Below are 17,183 nucleotides of genomic sequence, written 5' to 3' on the forward strand. Positions count from 1 at the left end.
ATCCGCCCGCACCCCGTGCGGTGCACGCACCGGCGCCATGCTGATGGGCCCGCACGACGGTGGAATCGGCCGCCATGTCCCAGCAGACCTCAACACCGCATCAGCCTCCGCGTCGACCTGCTGAAGCAGCCGCTCGCAAGTTCCCTCAGCCGAGGGCAGGCTGTGTCGTTCATAGACGGTTTTCCACGGGCCGACCTGTTCAGGTGAATCACGCCGCCGCGCGCCGGTCGTACCCCACGAAAACACCCGTCGATCACCTGCCGATGATCCCGCCCCGCCCGCAACAACCGTTACTGACCAGGGACGTCCCCAGGGACGCCCCTTCTTCATGTTTCCTGGGTTCAGCAGGCGTCGCCGGGGATGGATCCGGCGGAGCGGACCTCGATCCGGTCGCCCGCGAGGTGGTTGAGGAATCCGGCGGCCATCTGGGAGCGCAGGCACCGCCTACCGGGCGAAGACCGTGATCGTGGCGACCGGCTCGCAGCACCGCAAGCTGGGCTTGGCGGGCGAGGACGCGCTCTCCGGCCGGGGTGTGTCGTACTGCGCGACCTGCGACGGCTTCATCTTCCGCGAGCACGACATCGTGGTCGTCGGCGGCGGCGACACCGCGATGGAAGAGGCCACCTTCCTCTCCCGGTTCGCCAAGACGGTGACGGTCGTCCACCGACGGGACACCCTGCGTGCCTCCAAGGCCATGCAGGAGCGCGCCTTCGCCGACCCGAAGATCTCGTTCGCCTTCAACAGCGAGGTCGCAGACATACGCGAAGAGGGCGGCAGGCTCGCGGGCCTGACCCTGCGTGACACCGTCACCGGCAAGACCTCCGAACTACCGGCAACCGGACTGTTCGTCGCCATCGGCCACGACCCGCGCACCGAACTGGTCCAGAGCCGGCTGGACCTGGACCACGAGGGCTACCTCAAGGTCGCCTCCCCCTCCACCCGCACGAACATCCCCGGCGTGTTCGGCGCGGGCGACGTCGTCGACCACACCTACCACCAGGCCATCACCGCCGCCGCCAGCGGCTGCCAGGCCGCCCTGGACGCCGAACGCCACCTCGCGGCACCGGGTGACGAACACGCCGTCGCCGCAGCCCCCGCGTAAGAGCAACAGGACAGCACTGGGACACCTGGTGAGAGGCATCCACCGTGACGTGGACGCTGCCAAGCCCATGTTGAGGGGTTGCAGGACCGGCTGCTGCAGCACGGATCTGAGGCGGCTCAGGCGGCTGCCGAGGCCGGCCTTGTTCGTCGCCTCAGATCTGCTCAGTCCAGCACGCATCCGGCTTGCCTCGATGCTGCCCGGCCCCTCCGCCCGTCGGCGCGCCCGTGTTCCGCCACCGAAGACTGGTGGCCGCTCGAGCCGAGCTGAGGTCCCCGGGCGGCCAGCACGGCGGTGAGGTCAGTGGCTGGCGAGTTCGCCGGTGAGCTTGCCGTGGAGGTCGGCGCTGGGGTCGTTGAGGCCGATGATCTCCACCGTCTTGCCGCGCTGGGCGTACTTGGTCTCGATTGCGTCCAGGGCGGCGACGGAGGAGGCGTCCCAGACGTGTGCCGCGCTCAGGTCGATGACGACCTTGTCGGGGTCGGTGGCGTAGTTGAACTGGCCGACGAGGTCGTTGGAGGAGGCGAAGAACAGCTCACCGGTCACCGAGTAGACCACCGTGGTGTGGTCGGGGTCGGTGACGGAGGTGACGTTGGCGAGGTGGGCGACGCGCTTGGCGAAGATGACCATGGCGGTGACGGAGCCGACGACGACGCCGATGGCGAGGTTGTCGGTGGCGACCACGCAGGCCACGGTGATGACCATGACGGCGATCTCGCCCGCCGGCATCCGCTTGAGGGTCTTGGGGGCGATGGAGTGCCAGTCGAAGGTCGCGAAGGACACCATCACCATCACCGCGACGAGGGCGGCCATGGGGATGTCGGAGACGACGGGGCCGAAGACGATGCACAGCACCATCAGGAACGAGCCTGCCAGGAAGGTGGACAGGCGGGTGCGGGCTCCGGAGACCTTCACGTTGATCATGGTCTGGCCGATCATGGCGCAGCCGCCCATGCCGCCGAAGAAGCCGGTGACGATGTTGGCGATGCCCTGGCCGATGGACTCGCGAGTCTTGGAGGAGTGGGTGTCGGTGATGTCGTCGACGAGCTTGGCCGTCATCAGCGACTCCATCAGGCCCACCAGCGCCATCGCGAGCGCGTAGGGGGCGATGGTGGTCAGGGTGTCCATGGTGAAGGGCACGTCCGGCAGGCCCGGCACCGGCAGGGAGGAGGGCAGTTCGCCCTTGTCGCCGACAGTCGGCACCGCGACGCCGGCGGCGACCGTGATGACGGTGAGAATGACGATCGACACAAGCGGGGCCGGGATCACGGTGGTGATCTTCGGGAAGAACACCATGAGCGCGAGGCCGCCGATGATCAGCGGGTAGACGGGCCAGGGCACGCCCGTCATCTCGGGAACCTGGGCCATGAAGATCAGGATGGCGAGGGCGTTGACGAAGCCCACCATCACGCTGCGCGGCACGAACCGCATCAGCTTGGCCACGCCGAGCGCGCCGAGGACGATCTGAAAGACGCCAGCCAGGATGACGGCGGCCACGAGGTAGCCGAAGCCGTGCTCGCGGTTGAGCGGTGCGATGACCAGGGCGACTGCGCCGGTGGCGGCGGAGATCATCGCGCGGCGGCCGCCGACGATGGAGATGGTCACGGCCATGGTGAACGAGGCGAACAGGCCGATCGCGGGGTCGACCCCGGCGATGATGGAGAAGGAGATCGCCTCGGGGATCAGTGCGAGGGCGACGACCAGGCCGGCCAGGACCTCGGTGCGCCAGACCTTCGGATTGTTCAGCCAGTCGGGACGCAGGCCGCGCAGGTGCGCGGCCGGGGACAGTGAGAAAGTGGACAAGGAAGCGAGTACCTGTCGGGTTCGGGCACACCCCGCCGACGGGCAGGGGTGTGCGGGAGGGCGCGGAAGGCCGGGCCGGCATCCCGCGGACGGCCCGCTCGGCGGGCCGGAAGTCTGTGATGACGGAGCGGCAAGCGCGGCCGCGTACGCGGCCGGGGCTCTCGTCAGGGGCAAAGCATCACGGCGGGCAGGCAGCGGCGCAGGGCACCATGAACACGCGCACGCATTTCTCCCGCAAGGATCGAAGATCTTCGCCAGGGGCGCCATCGGCCCCGGCACGGCAGCGGGGCCGGACTCGAAGCCCGCGCCACACAGCGGAAGGCGGCGGGCGACCGTCCCTCAACATCGGCAACTCTACCCTAACGTTAGAGTAGAGGTCGGTGGGAAGCGGCAGCACCAGGGGCGACAACGGTGAGGACCACGGGCGTGGACAGCAAGCACATGCAGATCGGCGAGGTCGCCGCGCGGACGGAGCTGTCGCTGCGCACCATCCGGCACTACGAGGAGACCGGCCTGGTCATCCCCTCCGCCCGGTCCCGGGGCGGCTTCCGCCTCTACACCGAGGCCGACATCGCCCGCCTCATGGTCATCCGCCGCATGAAGCCGCTCGGCTTCACCCTGGACGAGATGCGCGACCTCCTGGATGCCACCGACCGCCTCGACTCCGATGAGCCGGCCGACATCGACGAGCGGGAAGCACTCCTGGAGCGGATCAGGGCCTATGAGCAGGCCGCCGCCCAGAAGATCGAGGACCTGCGCGTCCAGCTGGCCCGCGCCGAAGACTTCGCCGCCACCCTCCGCGCCCGGCTCGGGACCGCCCGCTATCAGCAGGGCGCCTCGGCCTGAAATCACCGGCCGGCGGCCTGCACCGCTCAGCGCACGCCGGGCTCCCAGGCGGCCACTGATGAGCGGTTTTACGAGGTGTCAGCTCGGACGCGGAACGCCAGCCCGTCCGGACTGCTCAGATGCTCTTACGGCCACGGCGCGACTGCCGCATCTGGCTGACTCCCATAAGGATGAGACCGGAGAACATGAGGGCGTTCGTGCCAAGGAAGCGCAACTCCCAGGACGGGCTTGGCACGAAGTGGAAGTAGAACAGCCCCTGGATCACGCAGGTCGCGCCCACCAGCAGAGCTCCGAGCCCATTGACCCGAGGGCGGGTGAGACGACGGCGTACCCAGGGCAGTGTCCAGCCGGTGCGCATCGACGCCATGCCCAGGGTGATCGCCAGCAGACCCAGGAACATGCCACTTCCAACGACCCATTCCGTGGGCCCCTCCCCATCGCCTGAACCCGCCCGCACCTCGCGAACTCGCCCGCTGATCATCCACCCAATGCCAAGAGCTCAGCCCGGCCGTCGCCGGCAGCGGTCTTGCTACCTGTCTAAAGGACGCGTCAAGAAACGCGGGGTGTGCCGGGAAGTCTGGTCGGCGTCCGTAGGGCCGTTTGCCCTTTTGCCGACACCCCGGAGGTTCGCCGTCTTGGCTGCTGCCCCGCGCTCCCGTTCCCCCTTCCTCGGCCTTCCGCCCTAACCAGAACGCCAGGCCGTTGCCCGGCGTTGCGCACGGAGACCGTCGGTGGGCTGGTCCTGCTGGCCGCAGCGGTGGTGGCACTGGTGTGGGCGAACAGCCCACTGGCCTCCTCCTACAGCACCCTTCGCGACGTCCGCTTCGGGATCCCGCACTGGGTTTGGACTTGTCGGTCGGCCACTGGACCTCCGACGGGCTGCTGACCGTCTTCTTCCTGGTCGCGGGGATCGAGCTGAAGCGGGAACTGGTGGTGGGCTCGCTGCGCACGCCGGCCACCGCCGCGCTGCCGGTCATCGCCGCCGCGTGCGGCGTGGCGGTGCCCGCAGCCTCCTATGCCGCCACCGCCGCGGCCGGCGGGGGCAGCATGGACGGCTGGGCGGTGCCGATGGCCACCGACATCGCCTTCGCCCTGGCGGTCCTGACCGTCATCTCCACCCACCTGCCGACCGCCCTGCGCGCCTTCCTGCTCACCCTCGCGGTCGTCGACGACCTCGGTGCGATCCTGATCATCGCGCTCTTCTTCACCTCCGACCTCAATTTCTGGGCGCTGGCCGGGCTGGTCGTCTTCTACCTTCTGCAGCGGATGCGGGTGCGCGGCTGGTGGTGGTACCTGCCGCTTGGGGTGGTGATCTGGGCGCTGATGTACAACGGCGACATCCACGCCACCGTCGCCGGCGTCGCCATGGGCCTGATCCTGCGCACCACCCGCGACGAGGGCGAACAGGATTCGCCGGGCGAACGCACCGGGCATCTGCTGCACCCGCTGTCCGCAGGGATCTGTGTGCCGCTGTTCGCGCTGTTCGCGCTGTTCGCCGCCGAGGTCAGCGTCTCCGGCGACGCGCTGGGCGAGGTGTTCACCACCCCCGAGCCCCTCGGCGTGGTCATCGGCCTGGTCGCGGGCAAGATCCTCGGAATCTTCGCCGGCACCTACCTGGCCGCCCGCTTCACCCGCGCCCAGCTCAACCCCGAACTCGCCTGGGCCGACGTCTTCGGCCTCGCCACGCTGGCCGGCATCGGCTTCACCGTCGCCCTGCTCATCGGTGCACTCGCCTTCCCCGGCACCGCCACCGGCGAGCACGTCAAGGCCGCCGTCCTCATCGCCTCCCTGGCCGCGGCCCTGCTGGCCGCGCTGCTCCTGCGCCGCCGGAACACCGTCTACCGCCGCCTGTATGTGGAGGAGAACATCGACGAGGACGCCGACGGCATCCCCGACATCTACCAGCGCACCCCAGGCAGCGGCGCATGACACGACCACGCGCGCACCGTCCACGGGCCACCGCAGCGGCATGGCTGCTGATCTGCATACTGGCCACCGTGGCCCTCATCCTCACCACACCAGCCTGGGGCAAGATGCTCTGGCTGATCGCTGCCGCCGCCCGGCGACGGGTGGCGCGGGATCCTGCCGACATCTCCCGCAAAGGGCAGCCCGACATCCAGAGCCTGGGCAAGCTGCGGTACGTCGTGGAGCAGACGTTCGCCCTGCTGCACCAGTTCAAGCACCTCGCCGTCCGGTGGGAACGTCGCCTGGACCTCCACGACGCCTTCGCCTCGCTCGCCTGCGCCCTCATCTGCCGGAGGAGATTCCGGAAGAGGTAGCTTGATCGTCCTGCGGCCGAAGCAGAGGCGGAAAGGAGGGACGAGTGTCCGAACAAGTGGTGAGGCCAAGCGAGGTCCTGGCCCAAGACGAGGTCCGACTGCTCCAACGGGCTCTCGGTGAATAGGGTGGGCCAGCTCGGTACAGCGATGAACTCGCCTTCGGTATGGGGTTTGTGGACGCTCACGATCTGCTCGGTCAGTGCCGCATCCTGATCCGCGCTCTGGGTGACGATGATCCAATCAAGCCGGTCGATTGGGCGCGGACCCTTCTGGCTGCGGAGATCGTCTTCGTCAGCGACCTCGTCGGCTCGGGCGTCGAGTGGCACACGACCACGGGGCTCACCGACGAGGCCACCCTCCCGCTCCTCCGGGCAATCCAGCGAAAGCTGGCCAAGACCGTGAGCGCCTACGACGGAGAGCGCCCGGACGCGTAGCCAAGATCGTGTTACGAGTTCTTAAGGTCTGGAGAGCGGGTGCAGGGTGTGCGGGGAACGATCCGGCGAAAGAGACGGACCCCCCACAGATGACCCTGTTCGGCGTCGAGCACATCTTCCCTCCGGACCAGGAGACGGACACCCTGGCCGGGACCGAGTTGCGCGAGCAGGCGGCCAAGGCAGTCGGCTCCCTGCTGAACGGCGAGATCCCCATGTACGGGGCGGCCTGCTCCGGGGTGATGACGGTGGATACACTCCTGCGCCGGAGGGGATCACGGGGTGAGTGAGATAGAAGAGGCGCCCGCGGAGCCTGGTTGGCTGCGCCGGACGTTGTCGCACAGCAGGCGCGGCCCGTTGCTGCTGATATCCGCGCTGGTGCTCGTGCTTGTGGGTACCGGGCTCGGTACGTGGGCGGCGGACACGTGGCCGTGGCCGAAGGACCGCTACTGCTGGGGCGCCTGGGAAGAGGACAGCGGTCCGGGCTTCCTCGGCGACGAGGCCTTCGGCGATGATGACGACGGGTCACGCACCGGCAGGGAGACGGCACCTACCCGCGAGCGTCCGACCGGCAGCTGCGAGGTCGCCATCGCCAGCGACTACAAGAGCAGTTACGACGGCGACAAGGTCACCACCGACCAGAAGGTGTCCGTCGAGTACGGCCCGGTCCCCAAGGCCGCGGAGGCCCGGCTCGCGATGGTCCAGGACGGTTTCCTGGGCGGTGACACGGTCCCGCTCCCGGACGGTCTACCGGGCACGGTGAACGGGCGCGGTGGTCTGCTGGTGCTCCCGAAGTCCTGCGATACGCAGGACGGCCGGCCGACCGTCGTCACCATGCACGCGTCCGGCACGTACGCCAGCGGCCCCTCGTACACCGAGAACGATCCGGCCGACCTGGGCGGCGCCCGGGAGGCGGCGGTGCTGCTCGTCGCGGCGGCCAACCGAGGGATGGAGGCGGCCGGTTGCGCGCCGCACGAGCCACTGAGGGTCAGCTCGCCGCTCTACGACCTGCCGGGCAAGCAGGAACGCGTCTTCAGCCCCTCTGACGACGTCTGCGGCATCCGCGGCCTGCGCCTCGACACGGAGGACATCGAGTACCAGATCGGCGCGGTCACCCGCGACCTGCAGACCTGCAGTGTCCGTGGCGATCGCGACGGCGTGCCATACCTGGACCTGGCGATGGTCGCGCAGCCCCGGCTGGCCGCGGTGTTCGACGGCATCGCGGGCGAGCGGCCCGCGGCCCGTGGCTGGCGCGGCACGGGCACCCTGGGCAAGGAGCACGCGATAGTACAGGCCGACTGCGCCGGCCGGCCCGTCGTCTTCCTGATGGGCGCCTCCACCGACCCCGGCCACCTCGCCGTCTTCGCCAACGCGGTCGCGGCCCGCCTGGGCTGCGCCCCCATCGCCCCCAAGGGAGCCGGCCGGTGAGCAGCACTGCGGACGAGCCGAACCGATACGAGCAGCCCCTGCCCGCCGAGCGGGAACTGCTCAGCGAACGGCGACTGCGCCGGTGGCACTGGCGCAGGCTGCTGCGCGGCCGGGTCCGGCCGCTGCTGGCCGCGGGTCTCGCCGGGATGCTGCTCGGCGCTGGGGGCATGGCCTGGCAGACGCAGGCCGGGCCGTTCGCGCCGGACGAGGTGTGCTGGGGCGCCCTGTCCCGCGACGACCTCGCCGCAACCTTCCGCAAGCCGGAGGACGTGAAGGCGGTCGAGGCTCCCGTGCTGCACAGTGGGCGATCCATGGACGGCCCCACCGGCAGTTGCCAGTTGACGAACAGCGACGGCGACGCATGGGCGCTCACCGCCCGGGTGCACCGGCTGGACGACCGCAATGGCGACGACGGCAAGTGGGCCGACGAGTTCCTCTCCGCCCGTCTCACCCCGCTCGGCGGCGGCCTGCTGGGCATGGCCTCGGACAACCGCGCCTGGCTCGCCATCCCGGACGGCTGCCTGGGACGCCCCGGCGACCTCGACGGGCCGACCGTCGTGGACATCGCCCAGGGCAGCTGGATCACCGACATGGAGCCGCGTACCAAGGAGCGGGATGGGATGGCCCGCATGGTCGTGAAGCTCGCCAACAAGGTCAGCGCGGACCTGGGCTGCACCGGCACGATCGCCGATCCGGTCGACCGCCTGCCGAAGGCCGCCCGCTACACCCGCACAGAGAAGCCGAACGCGCTCTGCGGCATCAAAGGGCTGACCCTGGGCAAGAAGCGCCAGCTGCACCAGTACCCCATGATCACCGACGGGCACGGCCCGGTGCGCACCTGCGACCGGGACATCACCGGCTCACAGCCGAAGCAGCGCCTGATGACCGTCGAGGACCCGAGACTGGCCGGGATCTTCACAAGAGTGGCGCTATACGAGGGCGACCGGGTGCGCTCCGCCGCCGGCTACGGCGGCCTCAGCCCTAACCTCGGCATCTTCCAGGCCCGTTGCCAGGCGGGCGAGACGGTATTCGTCGTACAGGCCAATGGGGACGGGGCGAGCGCGGACCTGCGCACCCTCTTCCCCCGCTATGTCGAGGCCGAGGCCGCCCGCCTCGGCTGCGGCCCGCTGAAACTGAAACTGCCACGGCCGGGCGAGGGTCGCTGACTCCCGCCCGGCCGCCGTGCCGTATGTCACCACGACCGTTATTGCGTGTGCCGGGTCGTCTGCACCGGCGTTGGTCAGATGGACCTCGCAGTGCGCGAGCGAGAGGGCGAGGGCGGCCCTGCTCTGGCGCTCGAGTCCCTCGTCTCCGGTGAGTGTGGGGAGGCTGAGGGCAGAGGCTCCTATGCCGGCTTCTCCCAACCAGAGGGCCACGGCTGTCGCCACGGCGGTACGTACCGGCGTTCCTGTACGTGACGTTCATCTGGCCGGCCCGAGAGACCGGTGCACGATGCCCGATACGACGGCCGTGACCCAGATGAGCACCCCCCTAGCCCACAAGGACCCCGAGCCACGCCCCTGGGGTCCTCCCTGGCAGCTGCCCGCTCCCGGGCCCTCGCGGTTCGCTCACACAGTGGCCTGCGCTGCCCGGGTCTCCAGACCTGACCGATGCTCGGCTGGACGGTGAGGCCGCACCCCTTGAAGGGGGTGCGGCCTCACCGTCCGTGTGCGCTCTCACGCACAGGAGACTGAGCCATACACACGGAACGGTCGTTCCCGCACACGGGTGTGCACGCGCGCACACTGCTCCGCCTTCGTCCCACTCTGCTCCGAACGGGCCATGGCCTCCACCTCGCACAGCCGGACACCATGACTGGGTGTCTCACCGCTCGGTTCGTGCCGCACATCCGAAAGCGAGGGCCCAAAGTGCCACAGGGCCCCTGTGAACGAAAGGATCACCACTGATGCCCAAGTCAACCAGGAAAGCGGCCGCCGGTCTTTTCGCCGCCGCAGTGTCCGCCCTGGCTCTCGCCCTGCCCGCCGCACCGGCCAGCGCAGCTGCGTCCGCACTGGACACGCTGACCTGCACCAGCACGTCCACCACCACCTACGACCCGCCCATCACCACCACCGCAGCCACCAGCACCCGCACCATCGACCAGACCTACGGCCCCTGTGTGGGCACCGGTGCCGCTGCAAGCATCACCGGCGGCACCCATACCTCCTCCAACACCACCCAGCGCTCCTGCCTGCAACTGCTGTCCACCGCGACCGTGAGCTGGACCATCAACTGGAGCAACGGACAAAGCAGCACTGTCACTGCCCAACGCGTGTCCAACCTTGTCGGCGCCGTCTTCACCAACACCTTCACCGGCACCGTCACCAGCGGCTACCTCGCCGGACGCAGCTTCATCGAAACCATGACCGCCCCTTCCCTGCAGATCACCGCCTGCACCCTGCTCGGCGGCACCGTCTCCAGCCTCGGCGCCGCGCACACCTTCACCCTCCTGTAAGCGACAAGGCCGGGCATGACCGCATCGGCTGTTCCGAAGGCCAGGGAGAGCGCCGCCGCGTGGGTGCGAGCAGCGGCGGGTGCGGCATAGCGGAGTGCGGCGTAGCGGCGGTCCTGCCGTCGCAGGGCGGCGTCTGCAGCGACCGCCGCTGTCAGCTCACGGCCCTCGGCCTCCGGGCCGCTCCGGAGGAGAGCCCCGGGGTGGCCCGGAGGCCAAGGACGGTGAGGTGTTCCGGCAGAGGATCCGCGTGGCCGTGGACCGCTGGACCACGGCCGCGCCCTGCGTGTCTCGCGCCGCCAGGCCCTGCCCGGCGCGCCTGGCGGGCGATCTGGCGGAGGCGGCGTCCGGCGATCCAGTGGACGCCCCGCCGGCGATCTAGCGGGTGGACCCGGTGTGCTCGCGCACAGTGGCCGCCTCGTTCACCGTAGTACCGGCCCCCGGCTCGGCGCTCTGCTTCGCGAAGCCGCGCCGACCCGGCAGGATGGCGAGGACGATCAGGGTTCCGGCGGCCATGATGATCCCGCCGATGAGGCTGGTCTGGGCGACTCCGTGGGCGAATGCCTGGTGGACGGCGTCCACGGCGGCCTGGGCTTGCTGAGGCCCGGCGGAGGGATCCTGCGCGACCCGCTCCGCGACGGCCAGGCCGGCGCCGACCGAGTCCTTGGCTGTCTCCATCGCCTCCGCCGGGAGCCGGTTGCCCACCAGGTCGGTCAGCTCGTCCCGGTAGGCCGTGCCCAGCAGCGAGCCCAGCACCGCGATTCCCAGCGCCCCGCCCAGCTCCAGCGCGGTGTCGTTGACACCGCCGCCGACGCCCAGCTCGGACTCGGGGAAGGAGCCCATGATCGTGTCGGTCGCCGGGGAGATGGCCAGTCCGAGCGCGAGGCCCAGCATCATCAGCGGCGCCAGGAAGTCCCCGTACGTCGACCCCTTGTCGATCTGGGTGAGCAGGAACATGCCCGCCGTGCCGATGGCCAGGCCGGTCACGGCCATCACCCTCACCCCCAGCTTCGGGGCGAGCGCCCCGGTCACCGCGGACCCGAGGAACACCGCACCGCCCAGCGGCAGCAGCCGTACACCCGTGTCCAGGGCGCCGTAGCCGAGAACGAACTGCAGGAACTGCGTCGTGTAGTAGATCACGGCGAACATGCCGAAGAAGAAGAACATCACCGCGAGCATCGAGCCGCTGAAGGGCCGCAGCGCGAACTTTCGAACGTCCAGCATCGGGTGCGGGTGCCGCAGCTCCCAGGCGATGAAGGCGACCAGACCGGCACCGGCGACCACGGCGCCGGTGACGGGGCCGACGCCCCAGCCGGCGTGCGGGCCCTCGATGGCGGCGTAGATCAGGGAGCCGACCGTGACGATCGACAGCAGACCACCGACGTAGTCGATCCGGCCCATGCCCTCCGCCTTGGACGGCGGTACCAGGGCGAGCGCGCCGAACACGGCGAGGACGGCGATCGGCACGTTGATCAGGAAGGTCGAGCCCCAGGCGTGGTCCTCAAGCAGCCAGCCGGAGACCAGCGGGCCGACGGCTACCGCCACCCCGGAGGTCGCGGCCCAGGCGGTGATGGCCTTGGCCCGCTCGCTCCGGGGGAAGGTCGCGACCACCAGGGACAGCGTGGCCGGCATCACGACCGCGGCGCCCACACCCATGATCGCGCGGGCCACGATGACCAGAGAGGTCGCGTCGACCATGCTCCCCATCACCGAACCGCCGGCGAAGATCAGCAGACCAAGGACCAGCGCGCCGCGCCGGCTGTACTTGTCGCCGATCGCGCCAAGGACCAGCATCAGCGCCGCGTACGGAACGGTGTAGCTGTCGACGACCCACTGCAGATCACTGCTGCTCAGGCCCAGGTCGGTGGTCATGTCTGGGGCGGCGACGATCAGCGACGTGTTCGCCATCACCGTGATCAGCAGGCTCAGGCACAGCACGAGGAGCGCCCACCAGCGCCGCGCGTACGGCCCGGCTATTTTCTCCACGGGGGTGTTCGCAAGGAAGGGCATCAGTAGCTCCTGAGAGGGACGGGGCGGACGAGCGGAATCACTTGATTGCTCGTGAGGGGAGCGGGCGACGGGCTGAGATCTCAGGGCTTCGAGATCACCCTGTGGCCCCTTTAGGGCTTCCCCCGGTGATCCTCTGGAGGGCCGCGTCGGTGTCCGCGGTGGCCAGCATCCTGTTGATGTAGTCACCGGCCAGTGCGCCGGCCGCCGCGGAGGCCCCGACCTGGGCGACCGGATCGGTGGCGTTGCCGGCCACCCACACACCCGGCACCTCGGTGGCACCGGCCATGCCGGAGGCGAAACCGCGGCCCGTCGGCAGGTCCTGCACCGGCAGGCCCAGACCTTCCAGGCCCTTGGTGCGGGCCTGCATCTGCGGGGTGACCGCGAGGACGCGGCGGGCCACGATCTGGCCGTCGGCCAGGCGCACTCCGGCGAGGGCGCCGTCCTCGTCGTTGACGACCTCGGCGACCGGGGTGTCGATGACGCGGATGCCGCGGGCGTCGAAGCGGGCGCGGCTGTCCTCGTCGAGGTCGGTGCCGTGGGTGAAGTAGGTCAGGTCCTCGGTCAGCTGACGGAACAAAAACGCGGGGCCGATGGAGACCGGTCCGGTGGCGAGGATGCCGATGGGCTCATCACGCACCTCCCAGCCGTGGCAGTACGGGCAGTGCACCACACTGTCTCCCCAGTGCTCGGCGAGTCCGGGCACCTCCGGCAGCACATCCGTGAGGCCGGTGGCCACCAGGATGCGGCGGGCGGTGATGCCGCGGCCGTCGGCCAGGGTGACGGTGAACCGCAGGTCTCCGTCCGCCGACGGGGCGGCGGACTGGGCCGAGACCACCTCGCCGGACACGACGCGTCCGCCGTACTGGCGCACCTGCTCCCGGCCCCGTCGAAGGATCTCGAACGGCGGGGTGCCGTCCAAGACGATGAAGCCGTGCATGGCCTCCGCGGGCGCGTTGCGCGGGGAACCGCTGTCGATCACGACGACCGAGCGGCGGGAGCGGGCGAGCATCAGCGCACCGTTCAGCCCCGCGGCGCCCCCGCCGATCACCACCGCGTCGACGGTCCCCTCGTCCAGTGCGTCGCTCGCGTACGCAGGAGTCGCCACAGCCATGGCCTCCTGCCTTTCCTTGTCGGTCATGGTTCGGTCAACCCTTCGAGTTCTGGGTGGATGGAGGGGGCAGCCGTTCAGGATGCCGAGGATGTGGTCGGCGACCGTCTTGGGCTGTTCGAGATGCAGGAAGTGCCCTGCACCGGGCATTCGGACCGGGCCTCGCCAGCCTCGAAGGCGTCGCAACGCCGGGCGGCGCGGAGGAGTTCAACGACCTGGGGCGCTCTCCATCGCGCCAGGTGTGCACGCAGCCTGTCCGATGAGCCCAGAACAGTTGTGTACTGAATAGTCAGAAACCTAGGCAGTTCTGTACTGAGTTGTCAAGTATTGACAGGTCGACCCTCGCTCACCACGGCGATGCCCGGAATGTCGAGTTTAGGCTTGCTGGTGACCACGGGCTCGGCCAGCAGCAATGCGCCGATCAGGGCGGGGGCGGCGAAGGCGGCGTTCACGTACATCACTCACCGCCACGACGCCTATTCGGTGAGCATGCCGCCGGGCAGCAGCCCGAACCGCTCGATGGTTTCGGGCCCGTAGATGTCGGCGAAGTCCCCGCCGAGGCGAGCAGCAGAAGACCGCAGCGCCACGCCCCGATCGAGACTCGGCGTGAACCAGGTAGGGGCCGGTTTGATGCAGGCGCCGGGTGTACTGCAGGGTCAGCCGGCCAGTCGGTTGACCTTGCGGATTTGCCTGTCGAAGGCGCGCGAGGGCACGATCCGACGCAGGACGCTGACACGTGCGGCCATCGAGCCGGCGGTGTACCGGAGCCTGGGCTTGGAATCGGTGGCGGCCGCGACGATCACCTTCGCGACAACGTCCGGGTTGTCGGCGTTACGGAAGGCCGTGGCCAGCACGTCTCGGGAGACCTCCCGCTGCGCGGCATAGCCCGGCACGGGCGAGTCGGGTGCCATGCCGCTCGCCTCGAAACCCGTGCTCGTGTAGCCCGGCTCGACCAGCAGCATCCGGACGCCGTGCTCGCGAAGCTCGTGATCGACGGACTCGGAGTAGCCCTCGACCGCATGCTTGGTGGCGGCATAGATGGCCATAAAGGGGGCTGGGATCAGGCCCAGTACCGAGGAGACATTGACCACGCGGCCACCGCCCTGGGCGCGCATGTGGGGCAGCACTGCGTTTGTCATCCGGATCAGACCGAAGACGTTGACATCGAAGACCTCCCTGGTCTGGTTGATCGAGCTCTCCTCACCGGCGCCGACCGCGCCCACGCCTGCGTTGTTGACCAGGACGTCGATCCGGCCGAACCGCTCGATCACCTCCTCGACCAGGGAGTGGACCGACTCGTCGCTGGCCACGTCGAGATCGAGGAACGTCACCCCGGCAAGCGGCTCGGCGTTCGCCGCGTTGCGGCTCGTGCCGACCACCGCGAAGCCGGCGCCCACGAGGGCGAGCGCCGCTGCCCGCCCGATCCCGGAGGAGGCGCCCGTCACGAGGGCCACTGGCTGAGCTGTTTGCATGGCGGTTCCTTCGGTTGTGGCATGACTTTGTCGTGCACTGTGCGGGGTCGCCCGCACTGAGGCCGACACGGTCCGCTCCGGCCCCCTGCAAGCCCGGACCAAGCCTGTCCGGTGAGCTCAGGACGGTTATGTACTGAACAGTCAGAAACCTAGGCGGTTCTGTACTGGGTTGTCAAGAACGGCGGGTCGGCCGTACCTTTTGTGTATGGCGAGACCACGAAGCTTCGACCGCGACCACGTCCTCCATGCCGCCGAGCGGCAGTTCCGCACCACGGGCTACAACGGCACGAGCGTCGACGACATAAGCGCCGCCACCGGCCTGGGTCGCGGCAGCCTGTATGCCGCGTTCGACGGCAAGCACGGCGTGCTGCTGCAGGCGATGGCCGGGTACTCCGTCCGGCTGGGGCAGTTTGTGCCGGAGGCGCTCGCCGGACCGGACGAGGGTGCCCTGGAACGACTGCGCGGGTTCTTGCTCCGCGCCGTCGAGGGGGTGCCACTGGCCGCCGATGTGCCCCCCGCCCCTGACCGGGCGGCGGCGGCCTGCTTCGCCGCCAAGATGGCCCTGGAGATCGGCGCCTCCGACTCCGAGGTGGAGCGCCTGGCCAACGACTGCTTCTCCCTGGTCGCGACGGCGGTGGCCGAGTGTGTGCGAGCGGCGCAGCGCAACGGCGACATCGACCCTGACGCGGATCCCGACGACCTTGCGTACCTCCTGCTGACCATCGTCCGCGGGATCGATGTCGTAGGCGCGTCCGGCCACAGCCCCGCCCGCCTGACCTCGATCGCGGAGAGCGCGTTCGCCATGTTGCCTCGCCCGCGCCACCACTGAGAAGGGCACGGCCGGCCCCGTTACGCAGGCCATCTCATGCAGTTGGCCCGCTTCTACGCCGCGGGAGGCGCGGCCCGTAGGTTTACACGCCGCCGTGCCCTCGTGTGTCGGCGCGTGCTGTGGTGCTCCGGGGATATGCAGGGTGGGCACTGCTCGGCGCTTCGACCGTGCTCTGCGCCGGTCTGACCTTCTTGCGGGACGCCCCAGCGCAGCGCCCCACGGCAACAGCCCGACATGCCTGACAGGTATCACCGAATGGGTCAAAACCCTGCGCTGCCCCGCACCGCGCCAGCAGCTGTCGAGGGTCCTGAACAGAGCCAGGCAGTTCTTCCCACAGGGTTCAACACGCTGCACTTGACAGGGAAGATCAGGTGCGCCGGTGTGGTCCGGGCCGCCTGCCTCGCACCGGCGCCGCGGCTGCGGGCCCGCTGCTGGAGCTGGCCGAAGTCGAGACGGCCCTCCGTGGCGACCACCAGCTCCCCGTCCAGGACCAGCGGCACGCGCAGGACCCGGCCGGCAACGCTGATCTTGGGAAAGGCGCCGCTGAGGTCGGCTCCGTTCCTCGACTGCAGGTGCGCACGGCCGGGGCTGGCGAAGAGCAGCGTCCGGTAGCCGTCGGGCTTCTGCTCGAAGACCAGCCCGCCCGGCAGCGCCCGCTCGGGCGGCAGCTCCGAGCGGGCCTCGGCGAGCATCGGCTGGACCGGAGGGATGAGTGCCACAGTCCAGGTGTATGCCGCGCTGGCGCCGGGCGCACCCGGCCCCGTGTCAGTGCCACCAGCGATGATGCCGTTATGACGATCACCATGCGCAGCTACGGCTTCACCTGGACCAACCCGGACGGCTACACGAAGAAGGCGAACCCGTTCCCGGCAGGCTGGGCCTTCAGCCTCAGCGGATTGTTGCGGCCGGGAGTCACCGCCGCCGAGAAGCCCGCACCCGACGCTCCGTCCAGGTGCGAAAGCATCCGCTCCGCGAAGTCCACAACCTCAGCCTCGGTGAGGTACGCGGTGAAGTCGGCCTTCAGCATGGAGCACCAGTCTGCGGTGACCTGCCAACAATCCTCGCCGGTCCACGCCAGCTCCAGCCATGCGTCATCGCCGCCGAGACGCATCCGCGGCTCGTCCATCGTCCCCTCCGACATCCCGCCCTGATCTCGAGATCTTAGAGCCCGGGTGTCCACCACTGTCAGTTGCCGAGCACCACCCAACACCCCGCGAATCAGGAACCTTCCCCATCAGAGCACTAGCCGAAGTCCGTGCAGGCAAGGTGCGTTGCGCAGGTCCGGCACCGGAAGGGGTGAGCGGTCGCCTGACCGTTGCTGTCCAGCGAGTTCGGGAAGTCGTCGAGTGGTCCGGCCAGCCCCAGGTGCGGAGGACCTGCCGCAGGCTGCTCCTCCCCGCCGTTCACCCAGGCCGACACCTGTGAC

16 protein-coding genes and 3 pseudogenes are annotated in these 17,183 nt (G+C 69.5%); 10 read left to right on the plus strand and 9 right to left on the minus strand.

What is annotated here, in order from left to right; all coding sequences use genetic code 11:
• Positions 1-350: 350 nt before the first annotated feature.
• A pseudogene (locus IEZ05_RS36490) lies at positions 351-425 on the minus strand (phosphotyrosine protein phosphatase); the annotation flags it as partial.
• On the opposite strand from IEZ05_RS36490, the pseudogene IEZ05_RS26530 reads away from it, so the two are divergent.
• A pseudogene (locus IEZ05_RS26530) lies at positions 413-1,102 on the plus strand (NAD(P)/FAD-dependent oxidoreductase); the annotation flags it as partial. The pseudogenes IEZ05_RS36490 and IEZ05_RS26530 sit on opposite strands and share 13 nt — an antisense overlap.
• 297 nt (positions 1,103-1,399) lie before the next feature.
• Here IEZ05_RS26530 and IEZ05_RS26535 read toward each other — a convergent pair.
• Positions 1,400-2,902 (minus strand): SulP family inorganic anion transporter, encoded by a 1,503-nt coding sequence (locus IEZ05_RS26535; RefSeq protein WP_189232792.1) that lies wholly within the window; start codon positions 2,900-2,902, stop codon positions 1,400-1,402.
• Positions 2,903-3,328: 426 nt separating this feature from the next.
• Between IEZ05_RS26535 and IEZ05_RS26540 the strand changes: the two genes are divergently transcribed.
• On the plus strand, positions 3,329-3,748 hold the full coding sequence (locus IEZ05_RS26540; protein ID WP_189232793.1) for a MerR family transcriptional regulator: 420 nt from the start codon (positions 3,329-3,331) through the stop codon (positions 3,746-3,748).
• A 115-nt stretch (positions 3,749-3,863) separates the two neighbouring features.
• Here the strand turns inward: IEZ05_RS26540 and IEZ05_RS26545 are convergent, their stop codons facing one another.
• Positions 3,864-4,148, minus strand: a complete 285-nt coding sequence (locus tag IEZ05_RS26545) for a hypothetical protein (RefSeq protein WP_189232794.1) — start codon at positions 4,146-4,148, stop codon at positions 3,864-3,866.
• A 235-nt stretch (positions 4,149-4,383) separates the two neighbouring features.
• Here IEZ05_RS26545 and nhaA point away from each other — a divergent pair.
• The 7 genes and pseudogenes from nhaA to IEZ05_RS26580 all read left to right on the plus strand — a co-directional run bounded on the left by nhaA (position 4,384) and on the right by IEZ05_RS26580 (position 10,341).
• Positions 4,384-5,677: pseudogene (nhaA, locus tag IEZ05_RS26550) on the plus strand (Na+/H+ antiporter NhaA).
• Entirely contained in the window at positions 5,674-6,027 is a 354-nt protein-coding gene (locus tag IEZ05_RS37115) for a hypothetical protein (protein ID WP_189232795.1), read from the plus strand. Before nhaA ends, IEZ05_RS37115 begins: the two are co-directional and overlap by 4 nt.
• A 173-nt stretch (positions 6,028-6,200) precedes the next feature.
• The gene (locus IEZ05_RS26560; protein ID WP_189232796.1) at positions 6,201-6,461 is read left to right on the plus strand and encodes a hypothetical protein; all 261 of its coding nucleotides are present in this window, start codon (positions 6,201-6,203) and stop codon (positions 6,459-6,461) included.
• An 89-nt stretch (positions 6,462-6,550) separates the two neighbouring features.
• Entirely contained in the window at positions 6,551-6,748 is a 198-nt protein-coding gene (locus IEZ05_RS26565; protein ID WP_189232797.1) for a hypothetical protein, read from the plus strand.
• The gene (locus tag IEZ05_RS26570) at positions 6,741-7,886 is read left to right on the plus strand and encodes a hypothetical protein (protein ID WP_229869865.1); all 1,146 of its coding nucleotides are present in this window, start codon (positions 6,741-6,743) and stop codon (positions 7,884-7,886) included. Before IEZ05_RS26565 ends, IEZ05_RS26570 begins: the two co-directional genes overlap by 8 nt.
• Positions 7,883-9,052, plus strand: coding sequence for a hypothetical protein (locus IEZ05_RS26575; RefSeq protein ID WP_189232798.1), 1,170 nt, complete (start codon positions 7,883-7,885; stop codon positions 9,050-9,052). The genes IEZ05_RS26570 and IEZ05_RS26575 overlap by 4 nt, the downstream gene beginning before the upstream one ends.
• A 740-nt stretch (positions 9,053-9,792) precedes the next feature.
• Positions 9,793-10,341 (plus strand): hypothetical protein, encoded by a 549-nt coding sequence (locus IEZ05_RS26580; protein ID WP_189232799.1) that lies wholly within the window; start codon positions 9,793-9,795, stop codon positions 10,339-10,341.
• Between the two features lie 375 nt (positions 10,342-10,716).
• Here the strand turns inward: IEZ05_RS26580 and IEZ05_RS26585 are convergent, their stop codons facing one another.
• The 4 genes from IEZ05_RS26585 to IEZ05_RS26600 form a co-directional block, all read right to left on the minus strand.
• Positions 10,717-12,348: an MFS transporter gene (locus tag IEZ05_RS26585; RefSeq protein WP_189232800.1), complete on the minus strand. Its 1,632-nt coding sequence runs from the start codon at positions 12,346-12,348 to the stop codon at positions 10,717-10,719.
• A gap of 94 nt (positions 12,349-12,442) precedes the next feature.
• Positions 12,443-13,459, minus strand: coding sequence for an NAD(P)/FAD-dependent oxidoreductase (locus IEZ05_RS26590; RefSeq protein WP_189232996.1), 1,017 nt, complete (start codon positions 13,457-13,459; stop codon positions 12,443-12,445).
• Positions 13,460-13,776: 317 nt separating this feature from the next.
• Positions 13,777-13,908, minus strand: a complete 132-nt coding sequence (locus IEZ05_RS36850; RefSeq protein WP_268255235.1) for a hypothetical protein — start codon at positions 13,906-13,908, stop codon at positions 13,777-13,779.
• 204 nt (positions 13,909-14,112) lie between these two features.
• Complete coding sequence (locus IEZ05_RS26600; RefSeq protein ID WP_189232801.1) at positions 14,113-14,928, minus strand: oxidoreductase; 816 nt, start codon at positions 14,926-14,928, stop codon at positions 14,113-14,115.
• Positions 14,929-15,133: 205 nt separating this feature from the next.
• Here IEZ05_RS26600 and IEZ05_RS26605 point away from each other — a divergent pair, with 205 nt between their 5' ends.
• Positions 15,134-15,757 (plus strand): TetR/AcrR family transcriptional regulator, encoded by a 624-nt coding sequence (locus tag IEZ05_RS26605; protein ID WP_189232802.1) that lies wholly within the window; start codon positions 15,134-15,136, stop codon positions 15,755-15,757.
• A gap of 260 nt (positions 15,758-16,017) precedes the next feature.
• On the opposite strand, the gene IEZ05_RS26610 is transcribed toward IEZ05_RS26605, so the two are convergent.
• A complete protein-coding gene (locus tag IEZ05_RS26610) occupies positions 16,018-16,476 on the minus strand; it encodes an ATP-dependent DNA ligase (RefSeq protein ID WP_229869866.1) in 459 nt (152 codons plus the stop codon).
• A gap of 122 nt (positions 16,477-16,598) precedes the next feature.
• Positions 16,599-16,883 carry a hypothetical protein gene (locus tag IEZ05_RS26615; RefSeq protein WP_189232803.1) on the minus strand — a complete coding sequence of 95 codons (285 nt, stop codon included), beginning with the start codon at positions 16,881-16,883 and terminating at the stop codon, positions 16,599-16,601.
• Between the last annotated feature and the right edge of the window lie 300 nt (positions 16,884-17,183).

Origin of the sequence: Streptomyces flaveolus (genome assembly GCF_014648815.1) — a bacterium.
GTDB lineage: Bacteria > Actinomycetota > Actinomycetes > Streptomycetales > Streptomycetaceae > Streptomyces > Streptomyces flaveolus.

Excerpts from the sequence above, each read along its gene's own strand:
- IEZ05_RS26545 (WP_189232794.1), bottom strand. The coding sequence starts at position 4,148 with ATGTTCCTGGGTCTGCTGGCGATCACCCTGGGCATGGCGTCGATGCGC.
- IEZ05_RS37115 (WP_189232795.1), top strand. The coding sequence starts at position 5,674 with ATGACACGACCACGCGCGCACCGTCCACGGGCCACCGCAGCGGCATGG.
- IEZ05_RS26565 (WP_189232797.1), top strand. The coding sequence starts at position 6,551 with ATGACCCTGTTCGGCGTCGAGCACATCTTCCCTCCGGACCAGGAGACG.
- IEZ05_RS26580 (WP_189232799.1), top strand. The coding sequence starts at position 9,793 with ATGCCCAAGTCAACCAGGAAAGCGGCCGCCGGTCTTTTCGCCGCCGCA.
- IEZ05_RS26585 (WP_189232800.1), bottom strand. The coding sequence starts at position 12,348 with ATGCCCTTCCTTGCGAACACCCCCGTGGAGAAAATAGCCGGGCCGTAC.
- IEZ05_RS26590 (WP_189232996.1), bottom strand. The coding sequence starts at position 13,459 with ATGGCTGTGGCGACTCCTGCGTACGCGAGCGACGCACTGGACGAGGGG.
- IEZ05_RS26600 (WP_189232801.1), bottom strand. The coding sequence starts at position 14,928 with ATGCAAACAGCTCAGCCAGTGGCCCTCGTGACGGGCGCCTCCTCCGGG.
- IEZ05_RS26605 (WP_189232802.1), top strand. The coding sequence starts at position 15,134 with ATGGCGAGACCACGAAGCTTCGACCGCGACCACGTCCTCCATGCCGCC.
- IEZ05_RS26615 (WP_189232803.1), bottom strand. The coding sequence starts at position 16,883 with ATGGACGAGCCGCGGATGCGTCTCGGCGGCGATGACGCATGGCTGGAG.